Raw genomic sequence first — 25,094 nt, 5'->3', positions numbered from 1 at the left:
ATCCGGGGTCCGCTGCGGCCTGGAGCGCAGTGGACATCGGAGATCTATGCTCGTCCCGCCATGCGTATCCGGATACTGGGGCCGCTGCAGGTGCGGGGCGGGGACGGGCGGCCGGTCGAGGTCGGCGGGGCGCGGCTGCGCCTGCTGCTGATCCGGCTCGCGCTCGATCCCGGGCGCCTGGTCACGGCCGAGCGGCTCATCGACGACCTGTGGGACGGCGAGCCGCCCGTCGATCCGGCCGGCGCCCTGCAGAGTCTCGTCGCCCGGCTGCGCCGCGCGCTCGGCGAGGACCGGGGGCTGATCGCCTCCCACCCCGCCGGCTACCGCCTGGACCTGCCGGCGGACGAGGTCGACGCCGAGGCGTTCGAGCGGGCGGCGGCCGACGCACGCGCGGCGGGCGAGCCGGCTCACGCGGTCGCGGTCCTGGACGAGGCGCTCGCCCTGTGGCGGGGTACGCCCCTCGCGGACGCGGCCGGTGCGGCCTTCGCCGCCGCGCCCGCGGCGCGGCTGGAAGAGCTGCGGCTGTCCATGGTCGAGGACCGGATCGACGCCGCGCTCGCCGCGGGGGTGCCGGTGCCGGTCGCGGAGGTCGAGGAGCCGGCCGCCGCCTATCCCACCCGGGAACGCCTGCAGGCCCGGCTCATGCGGGTCCTGTGCGCGGCCGGTCGCCGGGCCGACGCCCTGGAGGCGTACGAGCGGGCGCGGCACGCGCTCGCGGACGGGCTGGGCGTCGATCCCGGGCCGGAGCTGCGGGCGGCGCATCTGGCGGCGTTGCGGGAGCAGGCCGCGGCGCGGCCCGGCGCGCTGCCCGCCCGGTCGACGCGGTTCATCGGCCGCGATCGCGAACTCGCCGCGGTCCGCGCCGCCCTGGAGAACGCCAGGCTCGTCACCCTCACGGGGTTCGGCGGCACCGGCAAGACGCGGCTGGCCGTCGAGGTCGCGGACAGCTGGCCGGAGCCGGTCCGGCTGGTCGAGCTCGGAGCCGTCACCGCGCCCGGCGGCGTGGCGCCGGCCGTCCTGGCCGCGGTGGACGACGGCGAGACCAGCGCCTTCGCGCCCGCGGATCTCCTGGGCCGGCTGGTGGCGGCGCTCGCCGGCCGCCGCCTCCTGCTCCTCCTCGACAACTGCGAGCACCTCGTCGACGCCGCGGCGGAGCTGGCCGAACGCCTGCTGGCGGCCGCGCCGGAGGTCCGGATCCTCGCCACCAGCCGGGAGCCCCTGGCGATCGCGGGGGAGTCGCTGTTCCCGGTGGCGCCGCTCGGCCTGCCGGAACCCGGCACCGACCCCCGGGAGGCTCCGGCGGTGAGCCTCTTCGCGGATCGGGCGGCGGCGGTCCGGCCCGGCTTCGCCGTGACGGACGACGTCGTCCGCGTCTGCCGCGAACTGGACGGCATCCCGCTCGCCATCGAGCTCGCCGCCGCTCGCCTGCGGTCGCTGACCGCCGACCAGCTCGCCGAACGGATCGGCGATCGCTTCCGCCTTCTCGACCACGGCCGGCGGTCGGCCCTGTCCCGGCACCGTACGCTCCGGGCGGTCGTCGACTGGAGCTGGGACCTCCTCAATGAGGCCGAGCAGGCGCTGCTGCGCCGGATGTCGGTGTTCGTGGGCGGCGCGGACGCCGAGGCCGTACGCCGGGTGTGCGCGCCCGGCGGCGACGTGGTCGAGGCACTGGCCGGGCTGGTGGACAAGTCCCTGGTCATCGCCGACAGCGTGGGAGCGCGGTACCGGCTGCTGGAGACGGTCCGGGAGTACGCCGCCGGCCGGCTGGAGGACGCGGGAGAGACGGCGGCGGTGACGCGCGCGCACGGCGCGTACTTCCTGGAACTGGCGGAGACCGCGGAGCCGCTGCTGCGCGGCCGCGACCAGCTCGCCTGGCTGGCGCGGCTCGACGCCGATCAGGGAAACCTGGACGCAGCGCTCGGCCGGGCGGTGGTGTCCGGGCGGACGGAGACCGCGCTGCGGATGGTCTTCGCACGGGTCTGGCCGTGGGTCCTGCGGGGCGGGTGGAGTCAGGCCGGCGAGTGGGCGGCCAGGGTCCTCGACACAGTCGGACCCGAACCACCGCCCGGCTGCGAGACGGCCCACGCGATCTGCGTGCTGATCGCCTCGTCGGGCGGCACGCCGTTCGGCGTCCGGCAGGTCACCCCGGCCCTGGGCCGGGCCCTGCGGGTGATCGAGCGAAGCGATCACCCGGCGGCGTTCGCGGCCTGGGCGCTCGCAGGCGCACGCGACCCGGGCATCCCGGTCGAGCGCTTCGGCAGGCACGCCGACCCGTGGCTGCGGGCGATGACCCGGCTCGTCGAGGGGATCGTGGAGTTCGAGTGGACCGCGGGCGGCGCGGCACGGGCCGAGGCGCACGTTCGGGCGGCGCTGGACCTGTTCGACGAGGTGGGCGACCGGTGGGGGCAGGCGTTCTGCCTGTACGAGCTGGCCCTGATCCTGGCGAACCGTGGATCCTGGACCGACGCCGCGTCGGCGCTGGAACGGGCGCGGGCGCGTGCCGCCGAGATCGGCGCGGTCGAGGAGATCCCCGCGCCCATGATGCTGCTCGTCCAGCTGGGGCAGGCGCGGGCCCGGGCCGGCGATCACACCGGTGCCCGGGCCGATCTGGAACGGGCGCTCGCGGCCGCCGACCGGGGCGGGGACGCGCTCGGGCGGGCGCGGGTCCGCGGCGCGCTGGGCGAGCTCGCGCTGCTCGGCGGCGACCTCGACGAGGCCGTCCGGTGGCTGCGGGAGGCGCTCGCGATCGCGCCGGAGCGGGCCCCCACCCAGTTCGTCGCCCTGCTGAGCGGCGTCCTGGCCCGCGCCGAGACGGCCCGGGGCGACTCCGGCGCCGCCCGTGCCCTGCACGCCGAGGCGCTCGGCCTGATCGCGGGGACCGGGGACGACGTGGCGCGCGCGACCGCCGTGGAGCACGCCGCCGCGTGGTGCCTCGACCAGGGAGACGCCGAGCGCGCCGCCACCGCCCTGAGCGCGGCCCGTACGCTCCGGGGCATCGACGACACGGACGACCCCTGGGTCCGGGGGCTCGTGGGCCGGTGCGAGGCCGCGCTGGGAGAGGAGCGCCTCCGCGCCGCGTGGGAGCGCGGCCGTGTCCTCTCCCGGCCCGAGGACCTGCTGCTTCAGGCGATGGACCGTAGGTAGGCGTCCGGGTCCGCGCCGTAGGACCCGATGTACCCGTCGGGCCGGATCACCACGATCCCGTCGGTGCCGTACGCCGCGCGGACGTGCCCTTCGGTGTCGACGAGGTCGCCTCCCTCGCCCACGGTGCGGGCGCGGACCGCCGGCCCGTACGCCGCGTCGATCCGGGCGACGGTCTCCGCGTGGTGCGCGCCGAGGCCCAGCACGGTCACATGCGGGCCTCGGAACACGTCGAACAGCCGGACCGGTCGTCCGCCGGCGCCGTGGCACGGCGCGTCCGGCGCGCGTTCGCCGGCCTTTCCGCCGCCCGCGGACAGCGGGCTGTCGGGGTACCCGATGCCGAGCTGCCGCGTCTCCTCGCCGCGCCGGAACGCGTCCGCCTGGCCCCGCACCGCCGTGCGGTACAGCTTCGTGCTGATGCCGAGCACCCCGGCCGCGACCGGCAGGCGCTCCTCCTCATACGTGTCCAGCAGCGTGTCGCCGCCCCGGGCGAGCTTCCAGCCGAGGTTGTAGGCGTCCTGGACGCCGGTGTTGAGTCCCTGCCCGCCCGCCGGCGAGTGCACGTGGGCGGCGTCGCCGGCGAGGAACACCCGGCCGGCGCGGAACCGCTCCGCCATCCGGATGTTGACCCGGTAGACCGACGTCCAGCCGACGCCCGTGAGCCGTACGTCGGCGACCGCACTGACGATCTTCTGGAACGTCTCCAGGGACAGGTCCGGCGTCTCCTCCTCGCCGATCGGGGCGGTCAGCTGGAAGACGTCGGTGCCGGGCAGCGGGCACAGTCCGACGGTCAGCTTCTGGGCGGCCATGTCCCCCCAGATGTGCCAGTGGTCCCGGTCCAGGTCGCCGGTGCGGACGTCGGCGATCAGCATCCGCTCCGCCTCGTGCGTCTCCCCGTCGAACCGGACGTCCAGCCGTTTGCGGACGAGGCTGCGCCCGCCGTCCGCGCCGACGAGGTACGCGGCGCGCACCCGGCGACCGCCGTCGAGTTCGACGGTGACACCCTCGTCGTCCTGCTCGACGCCGGTGACCTCGGCGCGTTCCACCCGCCCGCCGAGTTCGGCGAGCCGGTCCCGGAGGATCTCCTCGGTGCGCCACTGCGGCACCATCCACACGTTGGGATAGGGCACGTCGGGGGTCGGCTCGGCCGGTTCGTGCATGCGGCCCTGCCACACCACCGACCCGTCCCGGTAGGCGTTGATCGGTGGGTAGGGGGCGCCGGACGCCAGCACGGCGTCGACGACGCCGAGGTCGTCGAACACCTCGAGCGTACGAGGCTGCAGGCCCTTTCCGCGCGATCCGGTCCGGGGCTCCCGGTCGACGATCCGGAAGTCGACGCCACGGCGGGCGAGGTCACAGGCCAGGGTCAGGCCGGTCGGGCCGGCTCCGGCGATGAGGACGTAAGTCGCTGTCTCGTTCATGCCGCCGACGATGGACCGGGCCGCTGTCATCCCACCGGCATCCCGCTGTCAGCCCGCCGGCGTCGATCATCCCGATGGCGCATCGCACAGGGTGCCGCGTGCCGGTCCGGCCGCATCCCGTACGGACGCGTATAGGGGCTGGTCGCTGCGGTAGTCTGCGGCCGTGGCGAAGGATCAGGGCAAAGGCGCCGCGCGGCTGACGGCGCGGGACTGGGTGGACGAGGCGCTCGTCGCCCTGGGCGAGGGCGGTCTGGCCGCGGTGGCCGTCGAGCCTCTCGCGAAGCGGCTCAAGACCACCAAGGGCAGCTTCTACTGGCACTTCGCCAACAGGGACGCGTTGATCGAAGCCGTGTTGCAGCGCTGGGAGGAGCTCAACACCGAAGGCGTCATCGCGGCGGTGAACGACGAACCGGACCCGGAACGGCGCCTGCGGAACCTCTTCAAGGCGGTCCCCGCGGCCACCGACGGCGATCCGATCGAGGTCGTCCTGGTGAGCAGCGTCCGGCACCCCCAGGTCGCCGCCGCACTGCGGCGGGTCACCGAGCGCCGTGTCGCCTACGTCACCCAGATCCTCGCCGACCTCGGTTTCCCGGCCGACGAGGCGCGCCGCCGCGCCGTGCTGATCTACACCAGCCACCTCGGCCAGACCCACCTGATGCATGCCGCGCCGGACGTTCTCCCGGCCGGCAGGGACGACCGCAAGCGCTATCTGGAGACGGTGCTCGAGGTCCTGCTGCACCGCGACTGAGCCCGTCCCGGGGCGTCTCGGATGTCAGACGGCTCCGCTCCGCCGGTCGCGTCGGCGGTGTCGCCCGGATGCCATGCTGGCCACATGAGGGAGCGGAGCCCGCGCCGGCCTCTGCGATCAGCCGTCGACGGGAGGCCCGTGTGAGCATTCTGATCACGAACATCGGGGAGCTGGCCGGGGCCGACGAGGAGCGGTGGCTGATCCCGGACGCCGCGCTGGTCGTCGACGGCGAGCGGATCGCGTGGGCGGGGCCCGCCGCCGACGCGCCGGCCGCCGACGAGGTGTACGACGCGGGCGGCCGGGCGGTGCTGCCCGGGTTCGTCGACTCGCACGCGCACCTGGTGTTCGCGGGAGAGCGCGCGGAGGAGTTCGCGGCGCGGATGAGCGGCCGGCCGTACGCCGCCGGGGGCATCCGCACGACCGTCGCGAAGACCCGCGCCGCCTCCGACGAGGAGCTCGGCGCCAACGTACGGCGGCTGGTCGCGGAGATGGCCCGGCAGGGCACCACCACGGTGGAGTGCAAGTCCGGGTACGGGCTGACCGTCGCCGACGAGGAGCGCGCGGTACGGATCGCCGCCGGGCTGGTCGACGAGGTCACCTACCTGGGCGCGCACGTCGTCCCGGCCGGCGCCGACCCGGACGAGTACGTCCGGCTGGTCGCGGGGGAGATGCTGCGGGCCTGCGCGCCGTACGCGCGATGGATCGACGTGTTCTGCGAACGCGGGGCGTTCGACGCCGACCAGACCCGGGAGATCCTGGCGGCGGGCCGGGCCGCCGGGCTGGTCCCGCGCCTGCACGCTAACCAGCTCGGCCACGGCCCGGGCGTCCAGATCGCGGTGGAGTACGGCGCCGCGTCCGCCGACCACTGCACCTTCCTGTCCGACGCGGACGTGGCCGCGCTCGCGGACTCGGAGACGGTGGCGACCCTGCTTCCCGGCGTGGAGTTCTCCACCCGGCAGCCCTATCCCGACGCCCGCCGTCTCATCGACGCGGGGGTGAGCGTGGCGCTCGCCACCGACTGCAATCCGGGCTCCTGCTACACCTCCAGCATGGCGTTCTGCATCGCCGTGGCGGTCCGGGAGATGCGGATGACGCCGGAGGAGGCGGTACGGGCGGCCACCGAGGGCGGCGCGCGGGCGCTGCGCCGGACCGACGTCGGGCATCTGCGGCCGGGCGCGCGGGCCGACGTGCTGCTGCTCGACGCCCCGTCGCACATCCACCTGGCGTACCGGCCCGGTGTTCCGCAGGTGGCGAAGGTGTGGCGGTCCGGACTGCCGGTATGACCGAACAGAAACCTGTTTCGTCAATTATTTTAATAATTGATCTTGGACGGTAAATACTTACTGACGCGCGCGGCCCGAGGTGGCCACAGTGCGACGTTGACTGTTAACCCATCGTCATCCACTCTTGAGGGAACTGCCCCCAGCCCCTCGGGAGCCTCCTGATGTTCAAGCATGTCCGCGCATGGCCAACTCACCCGCCTCGCGTGGCCAGGCGATGATCGCGCGATCACACGACCCGGCGTAGGAAAGATTTCACGAGTGCGGAAAAAGCCGATGGCTCGCCGAAATCGAAAATGCCGAGAGGCGAAAATGATACGCGTTCTCATCGTCGAGAATACAAATCTTGTACGCGGCGGGCTCGTCGCCCTGCTCGACACCCAGACCGATATGTCAGTCGGCGCCGCATTAGAGTCCGCCGACAAAGCGGTGCCGACCGCGCTGGAAATGGACGCCGACGTCGCCCTCATCGGGGCCGGCCTGGCGGGCGGGGACGGTTTCGCGGTCGCCCGTGAGCTCCACGACGAGCTCCCCTCCTGCGGGATCCTCATCATGGCCGACCGCCGCCGACCGGGCGATCTGCGCCGGGCGGTGGCCGCCGGGGTGATGGGCTACGTCATGATCGACGCGCCGCCGGAGGACCTCGCCGACGCGGTCCGACAGGTCGCCCAGGGGGAGCGGGTGATCGACGCGGAGCTGGCCTTCGCCGCCCTGGAGACCGCCGAGAGCCCGCTGACCGAACGGGAGCTCGACGTACTGCGGCTGGCCGCCAAGGGAGCGTCATCCGCCGAGATCGCGAACCATCTGTTCCTCTCGGTCCGTACCGTCCGGAACCACATGTCGCGGATCATCGGGAAGATCGGCGCACGCAACCGGGTCGACGCCATTCGCATCGCCGACGACGCGGGCTGGCTCTGAGCCTCCGGCCGGAGTTGCCGATGGGGCTGCCACATCCGCCGGGTGGCGGTCCGCGCCCGCCGCCCAGTGGCCGTCCAGGTCCCGGTACGGCGCACAGCGGAGGAGCAGGTCTTCGTGGGCGCCGAGCCAGTCCCGCGTCCCGTCGAGGAGGAGGACCCGGCGGGCGCGCCGTGCCGAGGTCATCCGGTGCGCGATGACGATGAGGGAGCCAGGCCGTGCGGCGAAGGCCCGCTCGGCGCGCTCCTCGGCCGCGGCGTCCAGGTGGCAGGTGGCCTCGTCCAGCACGACCAGCCGCGCCGGGGACAGGTAGGCGCGCGTCAGCGCGACGAGCTGGCGTTCGCCGGCCGACAGCGCGGCGGGGTCGAGCACGGCGTCGTACCCGCCGAGGCGTTCGGCGACCGGAGTCAGGCCGACGGCCCCGGCGGCGGCGTCGAGGGTGCGGTCGCCGGGACCCGCACCACCGTCCCAGGCGTCCGGGCGCAGGTAGCACAGGTTCTCCCGCAGCGTGCCGCCGAAGACGTACGCCTCCTGCGGGATCAGCGCGCGGGCGTCCGGGGTGACCTCCGTGGCGGGCGTCCCGCCCAGGCACGCGGTTCCCCGGCTCGGCGTGAGCAGCCCGGCGATGAGCAGGGCCAGCGTCGACTTGCCGATGCCGCTGGGGCCGACGATCGCCAGGTGGTCGCCGTCGGGCACCAGAAGGGACAGGTCCTCGATCACCGGGTCGGCCTCCGGCCCGTACGCGAAGGTCACCCCGGACAGCCGCAGGTCCCCGCCGCCGGGCGCGCCGGGGCGGGGTACGGGCGGCACGTCGCCGACCTCCATCAGGCGGTCGACGGTGACCGCCAGGCGCAGTCCGCTGCCGCCCAGCCCGCGGATCGCGGTGTGCAGCGCGGGGGTGAGCCCCTGGAGGACGTACGTGAGCGCGCCGAGCACCGAGCCGGGGGTCGCGCCGTGGCGCAGCAGCCATGGGGCGGCCGCGACGATCGTCAGCAGCGGCACTCGCCCGCCGACGGCGAGCGCGATCGTCCGGCCGGCGGCCAGGCGGGCCACGGACCGCGCGGCCGCCGCCTGCGCGTCGATGAGCCGCCCCGTCTCGGCCGCCATGGCGTCCTCCGCGCCGCAGGCGACGACGTCCCGCAGCCCGGCGGCCAGCGCGGTCGCGGATCCGGCGATCCGCTCCTCGGCGAGGATCAGCTCCCGCTGCCGGGCCACCGCACGGGACACCATGCCGAGGAACAGCCCCAGCCCGGCCACGACCGGCGGCACCACGAGCAGCAGCGTCACCGGCATCAGCGCCGTCAACCCGATCAGCGCGCTCACCAGCGTGAACACGAAGCCGCGGACGACCACCAGCAACCCCGCGAACGTGTCCCGGACGATCTCCACGTGCTGGGTCAGCCGGGCGACGGCGGCGTCGTCCGGACGCCCGGTACGGACGGCGTCCCGGACGGCACTGCGGACCACCTGGCGCACCAGGGCGTCGCGCAGCGGCTCGACGATGCCGGCCAGCGGCCGGTACGCCCGCGCGCTCCCGACCGCGCCGACCGCCGCGGCGGCGGCCAGGACGGCCAGCCAGGCCAGCCCCACCCCCGTACGGTGGGCCAGGAACGCGTCCGTGGCGCCCGCGACCGCTCGGCCGAACACGAGGACGGGCGCCGCCTCGACCGCCGACCAGACCGCGAGCAGCACCGTCTCACGCGGATGCCGCCGAACGGCCGCGAGCAGCACCCGCCCACTACGAACCCGCTGCCGCGCCATCAGCGGAACACCTCTCGGCACGCCGGGCCGGCCCACCGCTCACGGCGTGGCACGCGGGCGTGGGCCTGCTTCCGGTGCGGGGCCATCAGCGGAACACCTCCCGGTACGCCGGGTCCGCCCATAGCTCGCGGTGCGGGGCGCAGGCGCGGATCCGTCCGCCGTCGAGCCAGGCCACCAGGTCCGCGCGCGCCGCCGTCGCCGCCCGGTGGGCGATGATCAGGCGGGTGCGCGGGTCCCGGGTGAGGACGTCCCCGATCTGCACCTCGGTCACGGTGTCGAGGCTGGAGGTCGCGTCGTCGAGGATCAGCACCCGCCCGGGATGGGCGAACGCGCGGGCCAGACCGAGGCGCTGCAGCTCGCCGCCCGAGAGCGGGGCCGCGTCGGGCGGGGTCCGGTAGCCGGCGGGCAGGCGGCGGATGAAGGCGTCCGCCTGGGCGGCGCGCGCCGCCGCGACGGAGTCTCCGCCGATCGCCTCGGCGATGGTCGCGCCGAACAGCGCGGGCCGCGCGAACGCGTACCCGACCGCCTGCCGCAGGGCCGTACGGCTCAGGTCGCGCAGCGCGACGCCGTCCAGGAGGATCTCGCCGGCGTCCGGTTCGGCGAGGCGGCCGGCCAGGGCGGCCAGCAGCGACTTGCCCGACCCCGACCGGCCGACCACGGCGACGGCCCGGCCGCCGGGGACGGTCAGGTCCAGGCCGTCGAGGACGGGAGCGGCCGACACGCCGCGGAACTCCAGGCTGCCGGGTCCCGCCGGAGGCGACGCGGAGCCGTGCGCGGGCGGCTCCCGGTCGAGCACGGGGGCCAGACGGGCCGCTCCGGCGCGGGCGCGGGCCAGTCGGCCGAGCTGAGTGATGACCGGGCCGACGTCGGAGCCCAGCCCCGCGTACTGGGTGGCGGCGAGCAGGCCGCCCGCGCTCAGCCGCCCGGCGGCCAGTTCGTACCCGGCGACGGCCAGGACCGCGATCTGCAGCAGCGGGACGGCGAGGGTGCTCCTTCCGGCGGTCGCGGCCTGTACCCGCCAGGTCGCGTGCCCGTGCGCGGCGAGCTCGGGGAGGGGAGCGAGGATCCGGGCGGTCTCGTGGTCGGTCGTGCCGGCGGCCGCGACCGTACGGTTGCCGGCGAGGGTCTCCACGAGCCGGGCGGCGATGGCGCCCTGGACGGCCAGGTAGCGGCCGACCACGGCGGAGGTGTCACGGACGAACGCGTTCAGGACGAAGACGATCAGCGGCAGGCCGAGGGCGAAGGTCAGCGCGAGCCAGGGGTCGAGCAGGACCAGGGCGATCACTCCGCCGATCGGGGGAAGGATCGCGGTGACGGCGAGGACGAGCGCGGACGGGCCGAGGCCGGTGTCCGCGGTGGCCGTGACGGCCCGGCTGGTCACGTCCCCCGCCGCGAGCCCGGTCGACGTGGTCACGGCCGTCGCGGTCTCGTCCCCGGGCCGGTCACCGCCGTGGGCCCGGTCGACGCCGAGCGACGGGCCGAGTGCGAGGAGACGGCGGACGAAGCGGTGGCGCATCCGCGCGGTGGCGGTGGCGGCGCTGGCGCCGATCGCGAGTTCGGTGAGGACGTCGCCGGTCATTGCGGTGGCCACCAGGGCCGCGTAGACGAGCGGCCAGGTGGAGGTCCCGCCGTTGTGCAGGACGCCGTCCACGGCGAGGCCGAGGACGGCGGGCAGGAGCGTCTCCGCCCCCGCGCGCAGCAAAGAGGTGACGGCGAGCAGGCTCGCCCAGACGCCGCCGTCGCGGAACGTCCGAATCACGAGCCCACTCGCCGTCATCGGTCTCCCTGCCTTATGGCCCGGGCCATGGTTCCCGGAACCATGAGTGGATCATCAGAGGCAGACAGTGATGCTGTGCGAGCTGTGGCACAGCAGGCTCAGGCTGCTGTTCGCCTCGCCGCCGCCACCCGGGGTGGTGGACTCCATGCCCTGCATGTCGAGGAGCGTCATCGTTGGTTCACCTCCGTACCGTGTTCGTGTCTCCGACACCCGCGAGGGTTCTCGCGGGTTGCTCTGGTGCCGCCAGGAACGGCAGGTGGACCGGCCGGTCGTGCAGCGCCGCGCCGAGCGCGAGCAGGACGCCGGCGGTCCCGGTGGCCAGGTCCATCGAGAGCCGGAGCAGGTTCTCGCCTGGGAAGGCCAGGCCGCCCTCGTACGAGACGGCGTGCCAGGCCAGGTCGCGGACGTGCGAGGCCGCCTGCGGATCGCCCTGCTGGGCGAGGTGCAGCAGCATCCCGGCGCGTCCGCTGAACAGCCCGGACTGGGCGTAGTAGACCGACCGGGCGGCGCACCGGATCCCGTCACGGGCCTCGGTGAACCGTTCGTCCGTACGGTGCGCGAGGTAGTCGTCGATGACCATTCCGATGCCGACGCTGCCCCGGGCGAGGTACGGCAGGATCCGTGAGCCCTCGTCGACGTGGAGCGCGCCGTTCTTGTCGGTCACGCACCGGTCGAGGTCCAGCCGGATGGCCGTGGCGGCCAGGTCGAGGAGGTTCGTGTCGCCGGTGCGCTCGAAGAACCGGATGAACATCAAGGCCGGGCCGGACATGCCGTTCAGCAGCCCGGGCCGGGCCGGCGGGCCCGCCGCCACGAGGCGGTCGGCGACCAGCTGGGCCGCGCGCGCCGCGGCGTCCCGGAGGGCCGGCGCCTCGAGTGGGCCGGACAGCTGCTCCAGGGCGAGCGCGATGCCGGGCAGCCCGCCGTGCAGGTCGAGGGAGACGCGGTCCCACCGCTCGCTGAGGCAGATGTCGACGACCTTCGCCGCAGCGTCCAGGTGGCCGAGGTGGGCCAGCGTGAACGCCGCCCCGTACAGGCCGTCGTACAGGCCGAGCCCGGTGCCGGACGGCGGGTTCGTGGCGTGCTCGATCAGCCAGTCCTCGTGGTCGACCGCGCAGCCGGTGACGTCGAGGGCGTACAGGATGCCCGCCGCGCCGTACGCCAGGCCGAGCGCGCCGCCGCCGAACTGCTGGATGTCGCCGGGGAAGAGCCGGTCGTCGCGGTCCGGTGTGGCGCTGGCCATGATCGCCGTGCTCAGCGCCGAACGCGCCTGCTCCCAGCCCGCCGGATCGGCGGTGATCCGCGGACGGGGACCGACGAGCCGCGTGCCCGTCGTCGCGTCGCGGGAGATCTCCGCAACGGCCGGCTCGAGGAACCCCTCGGGCAGCGGGAACCGTTCGGCGATCACGTCGGCCAGGTGCGCGGCCTTCGTCCGGTCGAGCTGGAACAGCGTCGTCAGCGGGGCGAACAGCGCGAGTCTCAGGCAGGCGAGGCAGTACCGGTCGACGGCCGTGCCCCGGCGGTCGGGCGGGGCCAGGAAGCCGGGATTGGCGAGAATCTGCCGCCCCTCGTCGGCCGCCGGCGCCGCCGTCTCGAAGTCGATCAGCGCGATCGTGTCGTCCGGCCGCACGACGATGTTGAACATGTGCAGGTCGTTGAAGACGATCCCGCGGGCGTGGACGGCCTCGACGACGCGTTCGGTGCCCTCATAGACCTTCAGGGCCCACGCGGTGTACTCGGCGAGCCGGGCGGGGTCGGGCTCGGGGTCGAGCAGCGGATGCCGCTCGGCGAAGAAGGTGTTGAGCGTGCGACCCTCGACGAACTCCTGCACCAGGAAGTGGTGGTCGCCCAGGGTGAAGTAGTCGCGGACCGCGGGCACGCCGTCGATCCCGGCCAGCCGCTCCAGCATGTCGCGCTCGCGCTCGAGCCGCGTCACGGCGTCGGCGGAGTCGGCCGCCAGGCCGGCGTGCGGCCGGCCCTCCTTGAGGACCACGCGTTCGCCGGTCCGGGTGTCCTCGGCGGCGTAGACCCCGCCGCCGTTGGAGAAGTGCAGCGCCTCGGTGACCTTGTACGGCAGCCCGCCCATCGTGACGGCGTTGCGCGCGTCGAGGTGGGGCCGCAGGCAGCCGGGGACGGTCACCCAGTCCGGCACCTTGAACACCGGGTCGCGGCGGTCCGGCACGAGCAGGCCGTCGCCGTTCTCGATGGCCGAGACGAGCCGGCCGCTCTCGTCCATGCAGTGGCGTTCGGTGAAGCCGCCGTAGCGGACGTAGAGGGGCCCGTCGCCGATCCGCAGATCGGTGAGGATGTACGGCCCCGGCTCGCCGGCCAGGAGCTCGCCGAGCTCCCGCAGAATCCGCTGGAGTTCGGCCTCGTTGCGCGGATAGATGGTGACGAGCTTCCCGCTCCCACCGCGCGGCGCGTATTTCGCGTTGCGCATCAGCAGGACGTCGACACTGCGCAGATGCTTGAAGGAAATACCGCGCGGAACGCAATAGTCGCGCACCCGGGTCAGCACGCCCTCGGCGTTGTCGTGACACGCCGACACGTGGATCTTCCAGCCTTGGCTGGGGATCTGCTGGGCAGGCGGGACGTAGACGAGCCACTCGCTGCGGCGAATCCGCTGCCAACCCTCGGGAAGGGACTCATCGGCGATGGAGAAAGCCGGGCGCTCCTGTCCGTCAAGGACGTCATAGAAGAGCCTGTCTTTCTGGCAATACAACTCGTACTGCTTTTCCACCGGTGTGGTCCTCTGCTCGGAGTGGGCTGGTCGGGAGAGGTCCCGGGTGCTACGAGAACAGAGAATGTCAGGGCGCCGATGGGATCGCCTAGGGACAAGTGTCACGAATGACCCGTGATGATGTCCTATGGCATCTTGTGACCGTGAAACTGGACAAGTCGCCTCACGTAGCATCTGCGCAGATAGACGCTGTTACAAGAATGGCTACTCGACAGTATCCAAGGACGGTGAAGGTGGGCGCGCGCCATCTGCCGGCCGCTGCCGAGACCCGTGCGGCTGCGGGCGAGGGCGGTGCGGTGGGCCGCGGCGTGAGCCTCTGCAGTGCGAGCGCCGGGAGAAGATTCTGGCGTTCAGGCGGGCAGAGGCAGGTCGGTCCGCCCCTTGACGGAACCTAGCGATCTTGACTCGGACTTAGCGGCATGACCGTACGGCGAGTCGTCCGGCCATCGGTCAGCTGACGATCCGCGATCCTCCGGCCGCGAGACGAAAGGCGGTTGGATGCCATGCCTAAGACGCCAAGGTCGGCAATGCGCGAGGGGAGGCCGGGGCTGGGAATGGCGCCCGTGGTCGGCCGCTCTGAGGGTCCATGGACAGCGAGACGGATGTGATTGACCGCGCTCCAGGTCTACGCGTTGCTGGAGAAGATCAAGTACGACGACGGCGCTTTTTATATACGGGAATCCGAATCTGCGGATTTTGGGCCGCTAAAATTCTTCTGATTTCCCATCGCCTGCTCCCTGTGGTGTCGCGTGGGAAGAGCTCGATGTGAACGCCACGGCTGGCCTGAAGCCGGCGGTCGCCGGGCTGATCGGCAGTGCGCCCTTCATCATCGGCGGCCGTCTGCTCCACGCGCCCGCGTGGTTCGCTCTCCCCTCGCCATGCTGGCCTTCCTGCTCGTGGTCCTCGGCACCGGCGTCGTGGTCATAGCGCGGAACGGTTCCGGCATGGCGCCGTATCATTCACCGAACGGCCCACCTGGGATCCCGGCCAGCCCGCCTCACCTTGTCGGACAGCGTCGACCGCTGGCCGCCGGTCCGCGTAACCTGTTCTTAGGAAGAAGATCCGTCGTGCCCGTTCGTCGTATAGTTCTCATCGCCCTCTTCGTCGGTGCGTTCTGAGCACGCCCATCTGGCCCTCCGGAACTGGGGCATGTACAAGGCCCGCCTCGTCGAGATGCGCGACCTGCGGATGCGGGAGACCGCCCGGGTGATCTTCGGGATCGTCGCTCTGTCGGTCCTGACCCTCCTGGCGAGCGGCATCGGCGGTTGACGCGGCAATGCCGGATGCCCGGTGTCGACGTGGTCGATGGTGAGGGCCTCGGCGACGATGAACTGCACATGGTCACCCATGGTTACATGCTGCCGGGTCTCGCATTCCAGGGCCGACCGCACCGCCCTTGATCATTAGCGCCTCGGAACTCGTGCCGATGGAACCGGCCTCATGAGAGCATCGTCCAACCTGGCGAGCTGTGTACTGATCGGCGTAGCCGCTGAACGAGCCAGGCGAAAACCTTGATAGGTGGGGACTCGACGAGACGGGGATATTGATCCGCAGATGTGTTTTCCGCGCCTCGTCACCTGGTCGGTCGGGTTGTCGCTGGCCGCGATGGGTGCTGGTGGGCTCGGTTATATGAATCTTGCTCGGAAGCGGGATGGGTCACTGAAATGCGGCAAAGATTATTGGCGGCATCCGTTGTCAAATGGTGCCGGGAACTGCGATCGCCGGATCGATGCTCTACTCGGCCATCTGGACGCGACCACTTTAATTCGGATCCAGTGATTTCGTAGCGGCATCCGTCAGATCTGCTCTCGTCAGCGGTATCGGCGGTTGACGCGGATCAGCGGCGGCCGCTCGGCGTCGATGTAGTCGACGGCGAGGACTTCGGCGATGAACAGCACATGGTCGCCCGCGGTGACCTGCTGCCGGGCCTCGCACTCCAGCGCGGCCGCTCCGCCCTCGATCACCAGTGCCCCGGACCGGGAGCCCCGATGGTGGGGCTCTCCGGCGATCAGCAACCGGGCGCTCGGCCGGCCCGCCGCGGCGAACCGGCCGGCGAGCGCCCGCTGGTCCGCGGCCAGCACGGTCACGGCCCAGCGTTCGCACCGTGCCAGCACCTCGCTGAGGTACGACGTGCCGTCGACTCCGACCAGCACCATCGGCGGATCGAGGGAGACGGAGGAGAACGCGGTCAGCGTCGTGCCGATGTCGTCGCGTCCGTCGCGAACGGTGACGACCACGACGCCGGTCGCGAACGTCGCGAGCGCGTCGAGGAGATCGGCGGCCGGAGCCCCATCCCCGGTCACGGCGCGGACGGCTCGGCCGGGCGGCCGGCGTGCGTCAACGGATCTCCCAGGTGCCCGGGAGCAGGAGCGGGCCGCCGGACGGCAGGCCGAGGCGCGCCGCGACCCCGGTGATCGGGCCCCAGGCGTCCACTCGGGCGCCCGCCGCCGTACGGTCGTCGCTGGACTCGGCCGGGCGGAGGCGATCGAGCGGCGTGACGCGGGGGTAGCTTCGCACCGGCGCGTCGACGGGCAGCCCGGCCTTCTTGCGCGCCAGGTCGACGGCGTACGCGAGGCCGCCGAGCTCGTCGACCAGGCCCCGTTCGTGGGCGTCCGCCCCGGTCCACACCCGGCCCCGGGCCAGCTCGTGGACGCGGTCGCGGGACATGCCCCGGCCTTCGGCGACCTTGCCGGTGAAGTCGTCGTACACCCGGTCGAGGAAGGTGTTGACCCGCGCCCACTCCTCCTCGGTGAAGTCGCGCGTCGGCGCGTACATCCGGGCGTGCGCCCCGTGCTCGACCGTGCCCAGCCCGATGCCGAGCCGGTCGAGCAGGTCACCGACGACGGGCTTGCCGAAGACGACCCCGATCGACCCGGTGAGCGTGCCGGGCTGCGCGACGATCGTGTCGGCGGGGGCGGCGACGAAGTACCCGCCGGACGCCGCGACGTTGCCCATCGACACGATCACCGGCTTGCCCGCCTTGCGGGCGAGGACGACCTCGCGCCAGATCGTGTCCGAGGCGACGTACGAGCCGCCGGGGCTGTCGATCCGGAACACGATCACCTTGACCTTGTCGTCCCGGACCGCCGCGCGGAACGCCGCCGCGACGGTGTCCGAGCCGATCGACGCGCTCTGCCCGGGCAGGAGGCTGCGGCCGCTGCGACCGAGCCGGATCGGCCCCTGCCCCTGGATCAGCGCGACGACGTCCTGCTGCGGACGCGGGATCCGCTTCGCGACGCCCTGCCCGCGGTTGTAGCGCGCGACGTAGCGCAGCCGGACCTCACCGTCGGCGCCGGATCCCCGCGCCGCCTTCCGGACCTCGGCGTACACCTCGTCGCGGTAGGCCAGCCGGTCCACCAGGCCGGCCTCGAGGGCCTCCGAACCCAGGAGCGGCGCCCGGTCGACCAGCTCGCGGACGCGTTCCTCGGGCAGCCCGCGCCCGGCGGCCACGCCCGCGACCACCTGCTCGCCGACGGAGGACACGATGCGATCGGACATCTCCCGGTGCTCGGGCGTGTACGAACGCTCCATGAAGGTGTTCGCGGCCGTCTTGTACTCGTGCCGCTTGGCGAACCGCGGCGTGATCCCGGCCTTCTCGAGGGCCTCGTTGAAGAAGGGCTCTTCCAGCGCGACGCCGGTCAGCGCCAGGTCGCCGGACGGCTGCAGGTAGATCCGCTCGAACGCGGTCGCGAGATAGTACGGGACGGTGCCGCGGCCGGTCTCCCCGAACGACTCCGCCCAGGCCACGGTCAGCTTCCCCGCCTGACGGAACGCCTGGACGGCCGCCCGGAGCTCCTGGGCGACGGCGAGCCCGAGCCGGTTGCCGCCGATCCGTACGACGAGCGCCCGCACCCGTGGGTCCGAACGACCCTTCCGCAGCCCGTCGAGGACGTCGCGCAGGTGTGCCCGGCGCATCGACACGAGCGCGCTCACCGGGTCGGCGGGCGGGCCTTCGACGATCCCGTCGGTGAGATCGAGTTCGAGGATCAACGGCGCGGTGCGGCGTTCGCGCGCGTCCTTCAACAGGTCGACCACTGCTCCGGCATCCACCATGAGGCAACCCTATGCCGCCCGCCCACCGCCGCGTCGCACCGAGGCGACGATCCGACGGGTGGGCGGGCGGCCATGGGTCAGCCGAGTCCCGAGGACAGCGCGCTCATCAGGGTGCCGGTGTCCCCGGACATCTCCCAGATCATCGCGCCGAGCAGGTTCTTGCTCTTGATGTAGTCGGTCTTCTTCCCGATCGACCAGGGGTCGTCGAAGGTCCACCACTGGCCGTTCGCGCCCGTGTAGCAGTACGTCGCGACGGCCTGCTCGTCGTGGTACACCGTGCAGCCCGGAACGTTCGCGGCGATGTTCTTGTAACCGCGGGTGCCGGCCTCCTCCGGGAAGTCGCCGGGCGCCGCGCCGTTCGCCGACTGCCACTCGCCGTTCTTGCCGCCGTCGGCCACCTGCTGCCAGCCCCGGCCGTAGAACGGGATCCCGATCGTCAGCTTGCGGGTGCTCACCCCCGCGTCGGTATAGATCTTCACCGCCGAGTCGACGCTGAAGTGGGTGGAGTACGGGTCGTCCGTGTCGACGTACAGGTTCGCCTGGTGACCGGTGCGGTTCGGCTCCCAGGAGTTGTCGCTGCCCGCGCCGTGGAAGTCGTACCCCTGCACGTTGGCGAAGTCCAGGGAGTTGAAGATCTTGGACAGGTCCCAGCCGTTGTTGATCTTGACCGGGTCGGCCGGGGTGAAGGCGGTCAGCAGGTGCCCGCTGCCCAGGGCGTTCAGCTGGCTGCGGAACTCCGCGAGCAGCGCGGTGAGGTTCGCCTTGTCGCTCGGGTCGTAGTGGTTGCCCGGGTGCCCGTTCGGGTCGCCCGGCCACTCCCAGTCGACGTCGATGCCGTCGAACACGCCGGCACCGGTCCCGGCGCCGCCGGTCCCGTCGGACGACACCGGCAGGTTGCCCTTGATGAACATGTCGATGCAGGAGCTGACGAGCTTCTTGCGCCCGGCGTCCGTCTTGGCGGCGTCGGAGAAGAACTTCGAGTACGTCCAGCCGCCGATCGACACGAGCACCTTCAGGTTCGGGTACTTCGCCTTCAACTTCTTAATCTGGTTGAAGTTGCCCTTGAGTTTCTGGTCCCACGTGTCGCCGACGCCGTCGACGCTGTTGGCCGCCGACACCGATGCCCCGTAGTCGGCGTACGCGTCGCCGGCACCGGTGCCCTGGTCGGGGTCCTCCGGGTTGGTCGTCGTGCTCTTCGTGGTCTCCATGCACGTCAGGTTGGTCGGGTCGAGGTTCTCGAACGCGTAGTTGAGCACGGTGAGCTTCCCGGCCGCGCCCGTCGTGTCGAGGTTCTTGATCCAGAAGTTGCGGCCGTAGATGCCCCACTGGGGGTAGTAGCCGACCTTCTGGTACGAACCGCCGCCGCCACCGCCGCCGGACTGTGTCGTGCCGGTGACCGCCGCGCTCTTGGCGGACTCGTTCCCCGCCGCGTCCCGTGCCGTGACGGTGTAGGTGTGGCTGCTGCTCGCGGCCAGCCCGCCGATCGTCGCGCTGGTCGTGGTCGACGTGGCGACCACCGTGGACCCCTCGTACACGCGGTAGTCCGTGACGCCGACGTCGTCGGTGGACGCGGTCCAGGCGAGGCTGATGGAACTGGAAGTGGTGCCGCTGACGCGGAGGCCGGTGGGCGTCGTCGGCGGTGACGTGTCGCCCCCACCGCCACCGCCGCCGCCGGTGCAGGACTGCCCGTTGAGCTTGCAGTTCAGCGGGGTCGCCGACTCGGGCGCGCCGACCCAGCCGAAGCTCGCCGAGGCGCCGGGCGCGAGGGTGCCGTTGTAGTCGCGGTTGGTGAACGTGTAGTGCGTGCCGCTCTGGGTCATCAGCGCGTCCCAGTACGACCCGACGGATCCGCCGGCGGGCACGTCGAATTCGACCTTCCAGCCGTTCAGGGTCGTGGATCCGCCGTTGGTGATCGTGTACTTGCCCTGGTAGCCGGTGCCCCAGCCGGAGTCCTTGGTGAAGGTGGCGGTGGGAGCGGTGGCCGCGCGGGCGTCCGGGGTGTAATGGGGCAGGGCGAGGAGGGCCGTCGCCGCGAACGCGACGACGAGCCGGAGGATGGTCCGTCTCAAGTTCGGCTCCTCTGAGACTGGCGGGAGAGGAGCACGGCGCCGTACTGGCTGAAAAGAAAACCTTCTTTCCAGTTGATGGGAAGCTAACTCCCCTGGCGAGCCGCGTCAATGCCCGAAAAACCACTGGTCAGGCCCGCCGTACGGGTGGTTTCCGGCGGATGCCGCCCCGACCTGCCCGTTACCCTCACTGGTATGGGCGACGGGGACGGCTGGGTGAGTTGCGACGCGGGTCACCGCCACTGGGGGCGGCACGGCGCCGCCGGTCTGCTCCTCTACCACCGGAGTCCCGAGCCGCACGTCCTCCTCCAGAAACGCGCCCTCCTGTCGATCGGCGGCGGCACCTGGGGCATTCTCGGGGGCGCACGCCACAGCCATGAGGACGCGATCACAGGGGCGCTGCGCGAGGCGGGGGAGGAGAGCACCCTCGACCCGTCCGTCGTCCGGGTCCACGGCCTCGTCGGCGAACACCACGGCGGCTGGTCGTACGAGACGGTGATCGCCTCGGTCGCCGAGCGGCCCCGCGTCCGCCGCGCGTCCTTCGAGACCGCTGCCGTCGCCTGGGTCCACGTCGACGAGGTGCCCCGCAAGAAGCTCTTCCCCGCGTTCGCCGACGGCTGGTCCCGGCTCCGCGAGGCGCTCGTCCGGCCGGTGCTCGTCGTGGACGCCGCCGCCCTCGACGGTGACGGCGCCGCCGGCGTCGCGCGGCTCCGCGACCGGCTCGCCGCGCTCGGCCCCGTCCCGAACCTCCCGGGTGCCGTCACCGACCTGTCCTACCCGGAGATCGTCCTGGCCGTCGGCGACGCGGACGTCCCCGGCGTGGACGGCGTACGGGTCGTGTCCCGGGCCGATGCGTTCGCCGCGTCAGGTGCTTCGGACGAGCACCGCGTCGTCGTCACGGGCGACCCGGAGCGGAGGCGCCGCACGCTGGCGGCGGGCGCGGCGGTCGCCGACCCGAGCTGGCTCCGCGGCCTCCTCCCCTGAGCGCCGTACGTCGCCCTACCAGGGCAGCGGGCCGTTCTCGTCGAAGTAGCCGCCCGTGGGCCCGTCCTCGCCGGTGAGGGCCAGTTCGACGGCGACCTTGGCGCCCTGCGCCGGCGTACGGGCGCCCCGGAATTCGTTGAGGTCGGTGGCGCAGTGGCCGGGCTCGCACGCGTTGATCTTGATCGCGGTCTGCCGCAGCTCCTTGGCGTACTGCACGGTGATCGCGTTCAGCGCCGACTTGGACGACCCGTAGGCCAGGAATACCGGCAACGCCGAGTCGGGAGCCGCGTGCATGCTGATCGACGCCAGGCGGCTGGAGACGTTGACGATCCGGCCCGCCGCCGAACGCCTCAGCAGCGGCAGCATCGCGTTCGTCACGGCCACCACCCCGAACACGTTCGTCTCGTAGACCGCCCGCATCGCGGCCACGTCCGTCTCGCTCGGCGGACCGCTCACCGGGCGGTCGGCGATCCCGGCGTTGTTGACCAGGACGTCGAGCCGTCCGAAGCGATCGCCGATCCATCGCGCCGCCTCGGCGATCGAGGATTCGTCCGTGACGTCGAGCCGTACGTGGTGGAACTCGCCGCCTTCGGCGCTCAGGGCGGCGACCGCCTGCTCGCCCCGGTTCTGATCGCGCGAGCCCACCAGCACCGCACAGTCGTGCTGGGCCAGCCCGCGAGCGATCTCCAGTCCAATACCCTTGTTCGCCCCGGTCACCAGGGCCGCTTTCGTTGCCATGGGAAGATCAAACGATTTAGAGCGCGCTCTAAGTCAACCGTGTCGCTTCGGTCGTACACGACCGGGGAATGGTGGCGTCATGACGTCTCGGGAGGCAGGCCCGACGTCGGCGAAGCAGATCCTCATCGTCGACGGCGCGAACGTCGTGGGCTCCCGGGCCGACGGCTGGTGGCGGGACCGGGTCGGCGCCAACGAACGGCTGCGTGACCGCCTCGCCGCCCTCGGCGGGGTGGAGGGACTGCCGGAAGCCGGACCGGGCATCGCCCATCCGGAGATCATCCTGGTCACCGAGGGCGCCGCGCGGGGCGTGCCGAGCGTTCCCGGCGTACGGGTGGTGGCGGCGCCGGGCAGCGGCGACGACACCATCGCCCTGCTGGCCGCGCCCGAGGCGGACGAGAACCGGACCGTCGTGACCGCCGACCGCGAACTGCGCCGCCGCGCCCAGTCGGCCGGCGCGTCCGTCGTCGGACCCCGCTGGCTCCTGGACCGCCTCGGCTGAGCCCGTAAGCGAGGGACCGGCAGGTTCGCCCGTCCTGAGCGTCTTTCCGCAGCCCGCCTCCACCCGGGTGCGGGACTCCGACCGCAGCCGCGCCCGCCGAGCAGCCGCAGGGCAGCCGTAGGGGGCGCCCACGCCCGCCTGCCGTAGATCTCAACCGGTGTACGGACAAGATCGCGGATGTTATTGTCACGGTTGACAATAACGGGGGCGAGTGCGGATGGCAGGAGAGCGGCGCAGGCGCCGTACGCCCGCCGGGGCGCGCGCTCCGGCCTGACGGCCGTGCCCGGCCGGCCACATGACCGAGGCGTCCGGGCTGGTGTCCCGCGACAAGGAGGAACGGAAACAGTCATGACGGTCAACGTGGCCCTGCCGGTGGGCATCGCCGTACTCGTCATCGTCCTGCAGTTCACGACGCGACCGGTACGGTGGCAGAGCTGGATCTGGGTGGTCCTCTGCGTCGCCCGCGGCTTCGTCCCGCCGGGCCCCTCCCGCGCGACCGTCGCCGGCATCAGCCTGCTGGTCGTCTCACTGATCGCCTCCGCGATCTTCGGCGTGCTCCGCGGCCGGACGATGCCGATGTGGCGCGGCGAGGGCGGAGCGGTCTACCGCCGCGGCGGCCGCGTCACGCTCCTGCTGTGGCTGGCCACGGTCGCCACCCGGCTCGTGATCGGCGCGCTGGGCCAGGCGGTCTTCGCCGAGCCCTTCGACCTCAACGCCCTGTGGCTGGGCCTGGGCGTCACCCTCGCCGCCCAGCAACTGGCCATGACCCACCGCGCGAGCAGCCTCCCGAACCCGGCCCCCCGGCGCGACCGCCCCGCGCCTGCCCGCTGAGGGCATCAGCTGGTGGAGTGGGGGAAGCGGGCTGCCACGGCCGACTCCATCGAGGACGTCTTCGGCTGAGGATCCGCACGTGAGCGGGCCCCGGGACGGTCGTCCCGGGGCCCGCTTCAGTTGGTGATCAGTGGAAGTCGTGGGGCTGCTTGGGCAGGACCACGTGGGTGGGGCCGCGCCACTTCTGTTCGGCGGAGAAGGTGGACTCCGACGGCGTGCCGCCGACGATCACCGGGAGGGTGACCTTGCTGCCGGCCAGGTCGACCGTTACCGCGGCGCCGGTGGCGTCGTCGTCCTGGGTGTCGGCGTCGGTGCCGATGAGGACGAGGGCGAGCCGGTGCCCGGCCTTGAAACGGTAGTCCTGCGGCAGGGTGTTCCAGCGGACCGAGTAGGTCGTGCCGGGCGTCAGCGGTGAGGCGTGGCTGAGGGAGAGCCGGTTCTGCGCGTCGAGGTAGCCGCGGGTCACCACGTTGACGTCGGACGTCACTGTGTCCGTGACCACCTTCTTGTAGCAGGCGTCGTCGGCGGCGGTGCTCTCACCGTGGCAGTCCTCGGTGGTCAGCGTCTTCACTCCCGAGCCGGCGCCGAGGTAGTTGACCCGCGTGTCGGTGCCGTAGTCGACGAGCAGCGCGCCGAGGTTGGCGGTCGGCTTGTCGAGCTTGAGCTTCAGGCTGACCTCCGGCGTGCCGGACAGCCGGACGTCCTGCTTCAGCGGCGGGGTGGTGTAGGCCAGCCGGTACGGCTTCGCCGTGGTGGGGTCGGACACGTCGTCGCCCTCGGCCTGCTTCGTGTCGGTGTACGTGCCGGTGCCGGCGCTGGCCTTGAGACCGAGTGTGCCGTCGGCCTGCGGGCGCAGGCTCAGTGCCCGGGTGTGCGGCGCGGGCCAGTCGGACTGGGTGGCCCACTGGTCGGGGGCCACCTCCACGTCGGCGCGCGGCTGCTTCATGATGTCGTTGGGGAGCTTCCACAGCCAGTGGTCGAACCACTGGTGGAGGGTGTCCACCCAGGCGTCGCGGCGGAAGTCGAACGGGTCGACGTGGCCGTACTGCGACAGCCACACCTTCCGTGGCACTCCGCGTTTGGCCAGTGCCGCCCACCAGGTGGAGAACTGGCTCGGCTTGACGTTGAGGTCGTTCAGCCCGTGGATCGCGAAGACGCTGGCGTGCACCGTGCTCGCGTCGGCGATCGGCCCGACCCGGTAGTTCCGCTCGTTCCAGAACGGGTTGTAGTTCCCGGTGGCGTCGTCCTGGCCCTGGGCGAGCTTCTGGCGGACGGCGGCGCACTTGGCGGGCGGGTCGGTGTCGACGAACTCCGCGAGCCCGTCCTCCTCGCCCTTGAACCAGATGACCCCGTTCACGCGGCTGTAGTCGTACCAGGAGCTGATCGCCGAGATCGGCACGATCGTGTCCAGGCCCTTGACGCCGGTGGCGGCGACGCCGTTGGCGAGCGTCCCGTCGTACGACTTGCCGATCATGCCGGCGTGGCCGGTGGACCAGGTGGCCTTGACCTCCTTGCCCTGGGCGTCGAAGGCCTTGGCCCGGCCGCCGAGCCAGTCGATGACGGCCTTGCCGCCGAGGACGTCGGAGGCGCCGCCGGAGGTGGGGCAGCCGTCGGACTTCGTCGTGCCGTCCATGTCGACGTTCAGGACGGCGTAGCCGCGCGGCACGAAGTAGTTGTCGTAGAACAGCGGGAACTTCACCGGGTTGCCGTTGGCGTCGTACGCCTTGCGCTCGGACTCGTTGCCCCGGCCCGCGTTGTCGTAGTACGGGCTCTCGTCGATGATGGCGGGCACCTGGAGCCCGGCGTTCGTCTCCTTCGGCCGGATGATGTCGACCCGGATCAGGTCCTTCTTGCCGTCACCGTCGGCGTCGACGCTCGACTGGACCCGGACGAACTCCCGGATGGCGTTCTGGTACGAGAAGACGGGCTGGGTGACCCCGCCCGACACCTTGATCGTCGGCTTCTTCGCCGCATGGGCGGCGGGCGTCCCGGCCGCCGCGAGGGCGGCCGCCACTGCGATGGGGGCGAGGACTCCTCGCCGTGCTGAGATCCGCACGCGCTACCTCCTGGGGTTGCGCGCGAAAATCTCTCGCAGTGCGCGGCGTCGTCACAAGGTCATTGCCACATGTGGCCCCATTCATCA

General features: G+C 72.4%; 17 protein-coding genes and 1 pseudogene. 8 read left to right on the top strand and 10 right to left on the bottom strand.

Translation table 11 applies throughout. The annotated features are described in order from the left end of the window. Positions 1–60: 60 nt before the first annotated feature. Positions 61–3,144, top strand: a complete 3,084-nt coding sequence (locus ACYVF7_RS47980; protein ID WP_460352911.1) for a BTAD domain-containing putative transcriptional regulator — start codon at positions 61–63, stop codon at positions 3,142–3,144. On the opposite strand, the gene ACYVF7_RS47975 is transcribed toward ACYVF7_RS47980, so the two are convergent. Next, entirely contained in the window at positions 3,123–4,562 is a 1,440-nt protein-coding gene (locus ACYVF7_RS47975; RefSeq protein WP_460352909.1) for an FAD-dependent oxidoreductase, read from the bottom strand. The genes ACYVF7_RS47980 and ACYVF7_RS47975 overlap by 22 nt on opposite strands. Positions 4,563–4,725: 163 nt before the next feature. Here ACYVF7_RS47975 and ACYVF7_RS47970 point away from each other — a divergent pair, with 163 nt between their 5' ends. From ACYVF7_RS47970 to ACYVF7_RS47960, 3 genes are all read left to right on the top strand, one after another. Continuing rightward, positions 4,726–5,310, top strand: a complete 585-nt coding sequence (locus ACYVF7_RS47970; RefSeq protein WP_460352907.1) for a TetR/AcrR family transcriptional regulator — start codon at positions 4,726–4,728, stop codon at positions 5,308–5,310. Positions 5,311–5,450: 140 nt separating this feature from the next. Then, positions 5,451–6,593, top strand: a complete 1,143-nt coding sequence (gene hutI, locus ACYVF7_RS47965) for an imidazolonepropionase (protein WP_460352906.1) — start codon at positions 5,451–5,453, stop codon at positions 6,591–6,593. Between the two features lie 309 nt (positions 6,594–6,902). Further along, positions 6,903–7,508, top strand: coding sequence for a LuxR C-terminal-related transcriptional regulator (locus tag ACYVF7_RS47960; RefSeq protein WP_460352904.1), 606 nt, complete (start codon positions 6,903–6,905; stop codon positions 7,506–7,508). 279 nt (positions 7,509–7,787) lie between these two features. On the opposite strand, the pseudogene ACYVF7_RS47955 reads toward ACYVF7_RS47960, so the two are convergent. The 4 genes and pseudogenes from ACYVF7_RS47955 to lanKC all read right to left on the bottom strand — a co-directional run. After that, a pseudogene (locus ACYVF7_RS47955) lies at positions 7,788–8,330 on the bottom strand (ATP-binding cassette domain-containing protein); the annotation flags it as partial. Positions 8,331–9,351: 1,021 nt separating this feature from the next. Then, a complete protein-coding gene (locus tag ACYVF7_RS47950; RefSeq protein ID WP_460352902.1) occupies positions 9,352–11,043 on the bottom strand; it encodes an ATP-binding cassette domain-containing protein in 1,692 nt (563 codons plus the stop codon). Positions 11,044–11,097: 54 nt separating this feature from the next. Then, positions 11,098–11,214, bottom strand: a complete 117-nt coding sequence (locus ACYVF7_RS47945; protein WP_460352900.1) for a SapB/AmfS family lanthipeptide — start codon at positions 11,212–11,214, stop codon at positions 11,098–11,100. Positions 11,215–11,221: 7 nt separating this feature from the next. Continuing rightward, positions 11,222–13,780: a class III lanthionine synthetase LanKC gene (lanKC, locus tag ACYVF7_RS47940; RefSeq protein WP_460352899.1), complete on the bottom strand. Its 2,559-nt coding sequence runs from the start codon at positions 13,778–13,780 to the stop codon at positions 11,222–11,224. Between the two features lie 1,107 nt (positions 13,781–14,887). Between lanKC and ACYVF7_RS47935 the strand changes: the two genes are divergently transcribed. Further along, positions 14,888–15,049: a hypothetical protein gene (locus ACYVF7_RS47935; protein ID WP_460352898.1), complete on the top strand. Its 162-nt coding sequence runs from the start codon at positions 14,888–14,890 to the stop codon at positions 15,047–15,049. Positions 15,050–15,591: 542 nt separating this feature from the next. On the opposite strand, the gene ACYVF7_RS47930 is transcribed toward ACYVF7_RS47935, so the two are convergent. The 3 genes from ACYVF7_RS47930 to ACYVF7_RS47920 all read right to left on the bottom strand — a co-directional run bounded on the left by ACYVF7_RS47930 (position 15,592) and on the right by ACYVF7_RS47920 (position 19,902). Next, the gene (locus tag ACYVF7_RS47930; RefSeq protein WP_460352896.1) at positions 15,592–16,083 is read right to left on the bottom strand and encodes a flavin reductase family protein; all 492 of its coding nucleotides are present in this window, start codon (positions 16,081–16,083) and stop codon (positions 15,592–15,594) included. A 34-nt stretch (positions 16,084–16,117) separates the two neighbouring features. Next, on the bottom strand, positions 16,118–17,833 hold the full coding sequence (gene sppA / locus ACYVF7_RS47925; RefSeq protein WP_460352894.1) for a signal peptide peptidase SppA: 1,716 nt from the start codon (positions 17,831–17,833) through the stop codon (positions 16,118–16,120). Between the two features lie 77 nt (positions 17,834–17,910). Beyond that, complete coding sequence (locus ACYVF7_RS47920; protein WP_460352893.1) at positions 17,911–19,902, bottom strand: glycosyl hydrolase family 18 protein; 1,992 nt, start codon at positions 19,900–19,902, stop codon at positions 17,911–17,913. A gap of 192 nt (positions 19,903–20,094) precedes the next feature. Between ACYVF7_RS47920 and ACYVF7_RS47915 the strand changes: the two genes are divergently transcribed. After that, complete coding sequence (locus tag ACYVF7_RS47915) at positions 20,095–20,883, top strand: NUDIX domain-containing protein (protein ID WP_460352892.1); 789 nt, start codon at positions 20,095–20,097, stop codon at positions 20,881–20,883. A gap of 15 nt (positions 20,884–20,898) precedes the next feature. On the opposite strand, the gene ACYVF7_RS47910 is transcribed toward ACYVF7_RS47915, so the two are convergent. After that, positions 20,899–21,621 (bottom strand): SDR family oxidoreductase, encoded by a 723-nt coding sequence (locus ACYVF7_RS47910; protein ID WP_460352890.1) that lies wholly within the window; start codon positions 21,619–21,621, stop codon positions 20,899–20,901. Positions 21,622–21,700: 79 nt separating this feature from the next. On the opposite strand from ACYVF7_RS47910, the gene ACYVF7_RS47905 reads away from it, so the two are divergent. After that, complete coding sequence (locus tag ACYVF7_RS47905; RefSeq protein ID WP_460352889.1) at positions 21,701–22,120, top strand: PIN domain-containing protein; 420 nt, start codon at positions 21,701–21,703, stop codon at positions 22,118–22,120. A gap of 348 nt (positions 22,121–22,468) precedes the next feature. After that, positions 22,469–22,951, top strand: coding sequence for a hypothetical protein (locus tag ACYVF7_RS47900; RefSeq protein ID WP_460352888.1), 483 nt, complete (start codon positions 22,469–22,471; stop codon positions 22,949–22,951). Between the two features lie 127 nt (positions 22,952–23,078). Here the strand turns inward: ACYVF7_RS47900 and ACYVF7_RS47895 are convergent, their stop codons facing one another. After that, positions 23,079–25,007 (bottom strand): Xaa-Pro dipeptidyl-peptidase, encoded by a 1,929-nt coding sequence (locus ACYVF7_RS47895; RefSeq protein WP_460352887.1) that lies wholly within the window; start codon positions 25,005–25,007, stop codon positions 23,079–23,081. Between the last annotated feature and the right edge of the window lie 87 nt (positions 25,008–25,094).

This window comes from Actinoallomurus acanthiterrae (genome assembly GCF_054775715.1).
This window is presented reverse-complemented; position numbering and strand designations above follow the sequence as displayed.

What these genes read in the sequence shown, in the direction of transcription:
- ACYVF7_RS47980 (WP_460352911.1), top strand. Translation starts at nt 61, where the DNA reads ATGCGTATCCGGATACTGGGGCCGCTGCAGGTGCGGGGCGGGGACGGG.
- ACYVF7_RS47975 (WP_460352909.1), bottom strand. Translation starts at nt 4,562, where the DNA reads ATGAACGAGACAGCGACTTACGTCCTCATCGCCGGAGCCGGCCCGACC.
- ACYVF7_RS47960 (WP_460352904.1), top strand. Translation starts at nt 6,903, where the DNA reads ATGATACGCGTTCTCATCGTCGAGAATACAAATCTTGTACGCGGCGGG.
- ACYVF7_RS47950 (WP_460352902.1), bottom strand. Translation starts at nt 11,043, where the DNA reads ATGACGGCGAGTGGGCTCGTGATTCGGACGTTCCGCGACGGCGGCGTC.
- ACYVF7_RS47945 (WP_460352900.1), bottom strand. Translation starts at nt 11,214, where the DNA reads ATGACGCTCCTCGACATGCAGGGCATGGAGTCCACCACCCCGGGTGGC.
- sppA (WP_460352894.1), bottom strand. Translation starts at nt 17,833, where the DNA reads ATGGTGGATGCCGGAGCAGTGGTCGACCTGTTGAAGGACGCGCGCGAA.
- ACYVF7_RS47915 (WP_460352892.1), top strand. Translation starts at nt 20,095, where the DNA reads ATGGGCGACGGGGACGGCTGGGTGAGTTGCGACGCGGGTCACCGCCAC.
- ACYVF7_RS47910 (WP_460352890.1), bottom strand. Translation starts at nt 21,621, where the DNA reads ATGGCAACGAAAGCGGCCCTGGTGACCGGGGCGAACAAGGGTATTGGA.
- ACYVF7_RS47905 (WP_460352889.1), top strand. Translation starts at nt 21,701, where the DNA reads ATGACGTCTCGGGAGGCAGGCCCGACGTCGGCGAAGCAGATCCTCATC.
- ACYVF7_RS47900 (WP_460352888.1), top strand. Translation starts at nt 22,469, where the DNA reads ATGACGGTCAACGTGGCCCTGCCGGTGGGCATCGCCGTACTCGTCATC.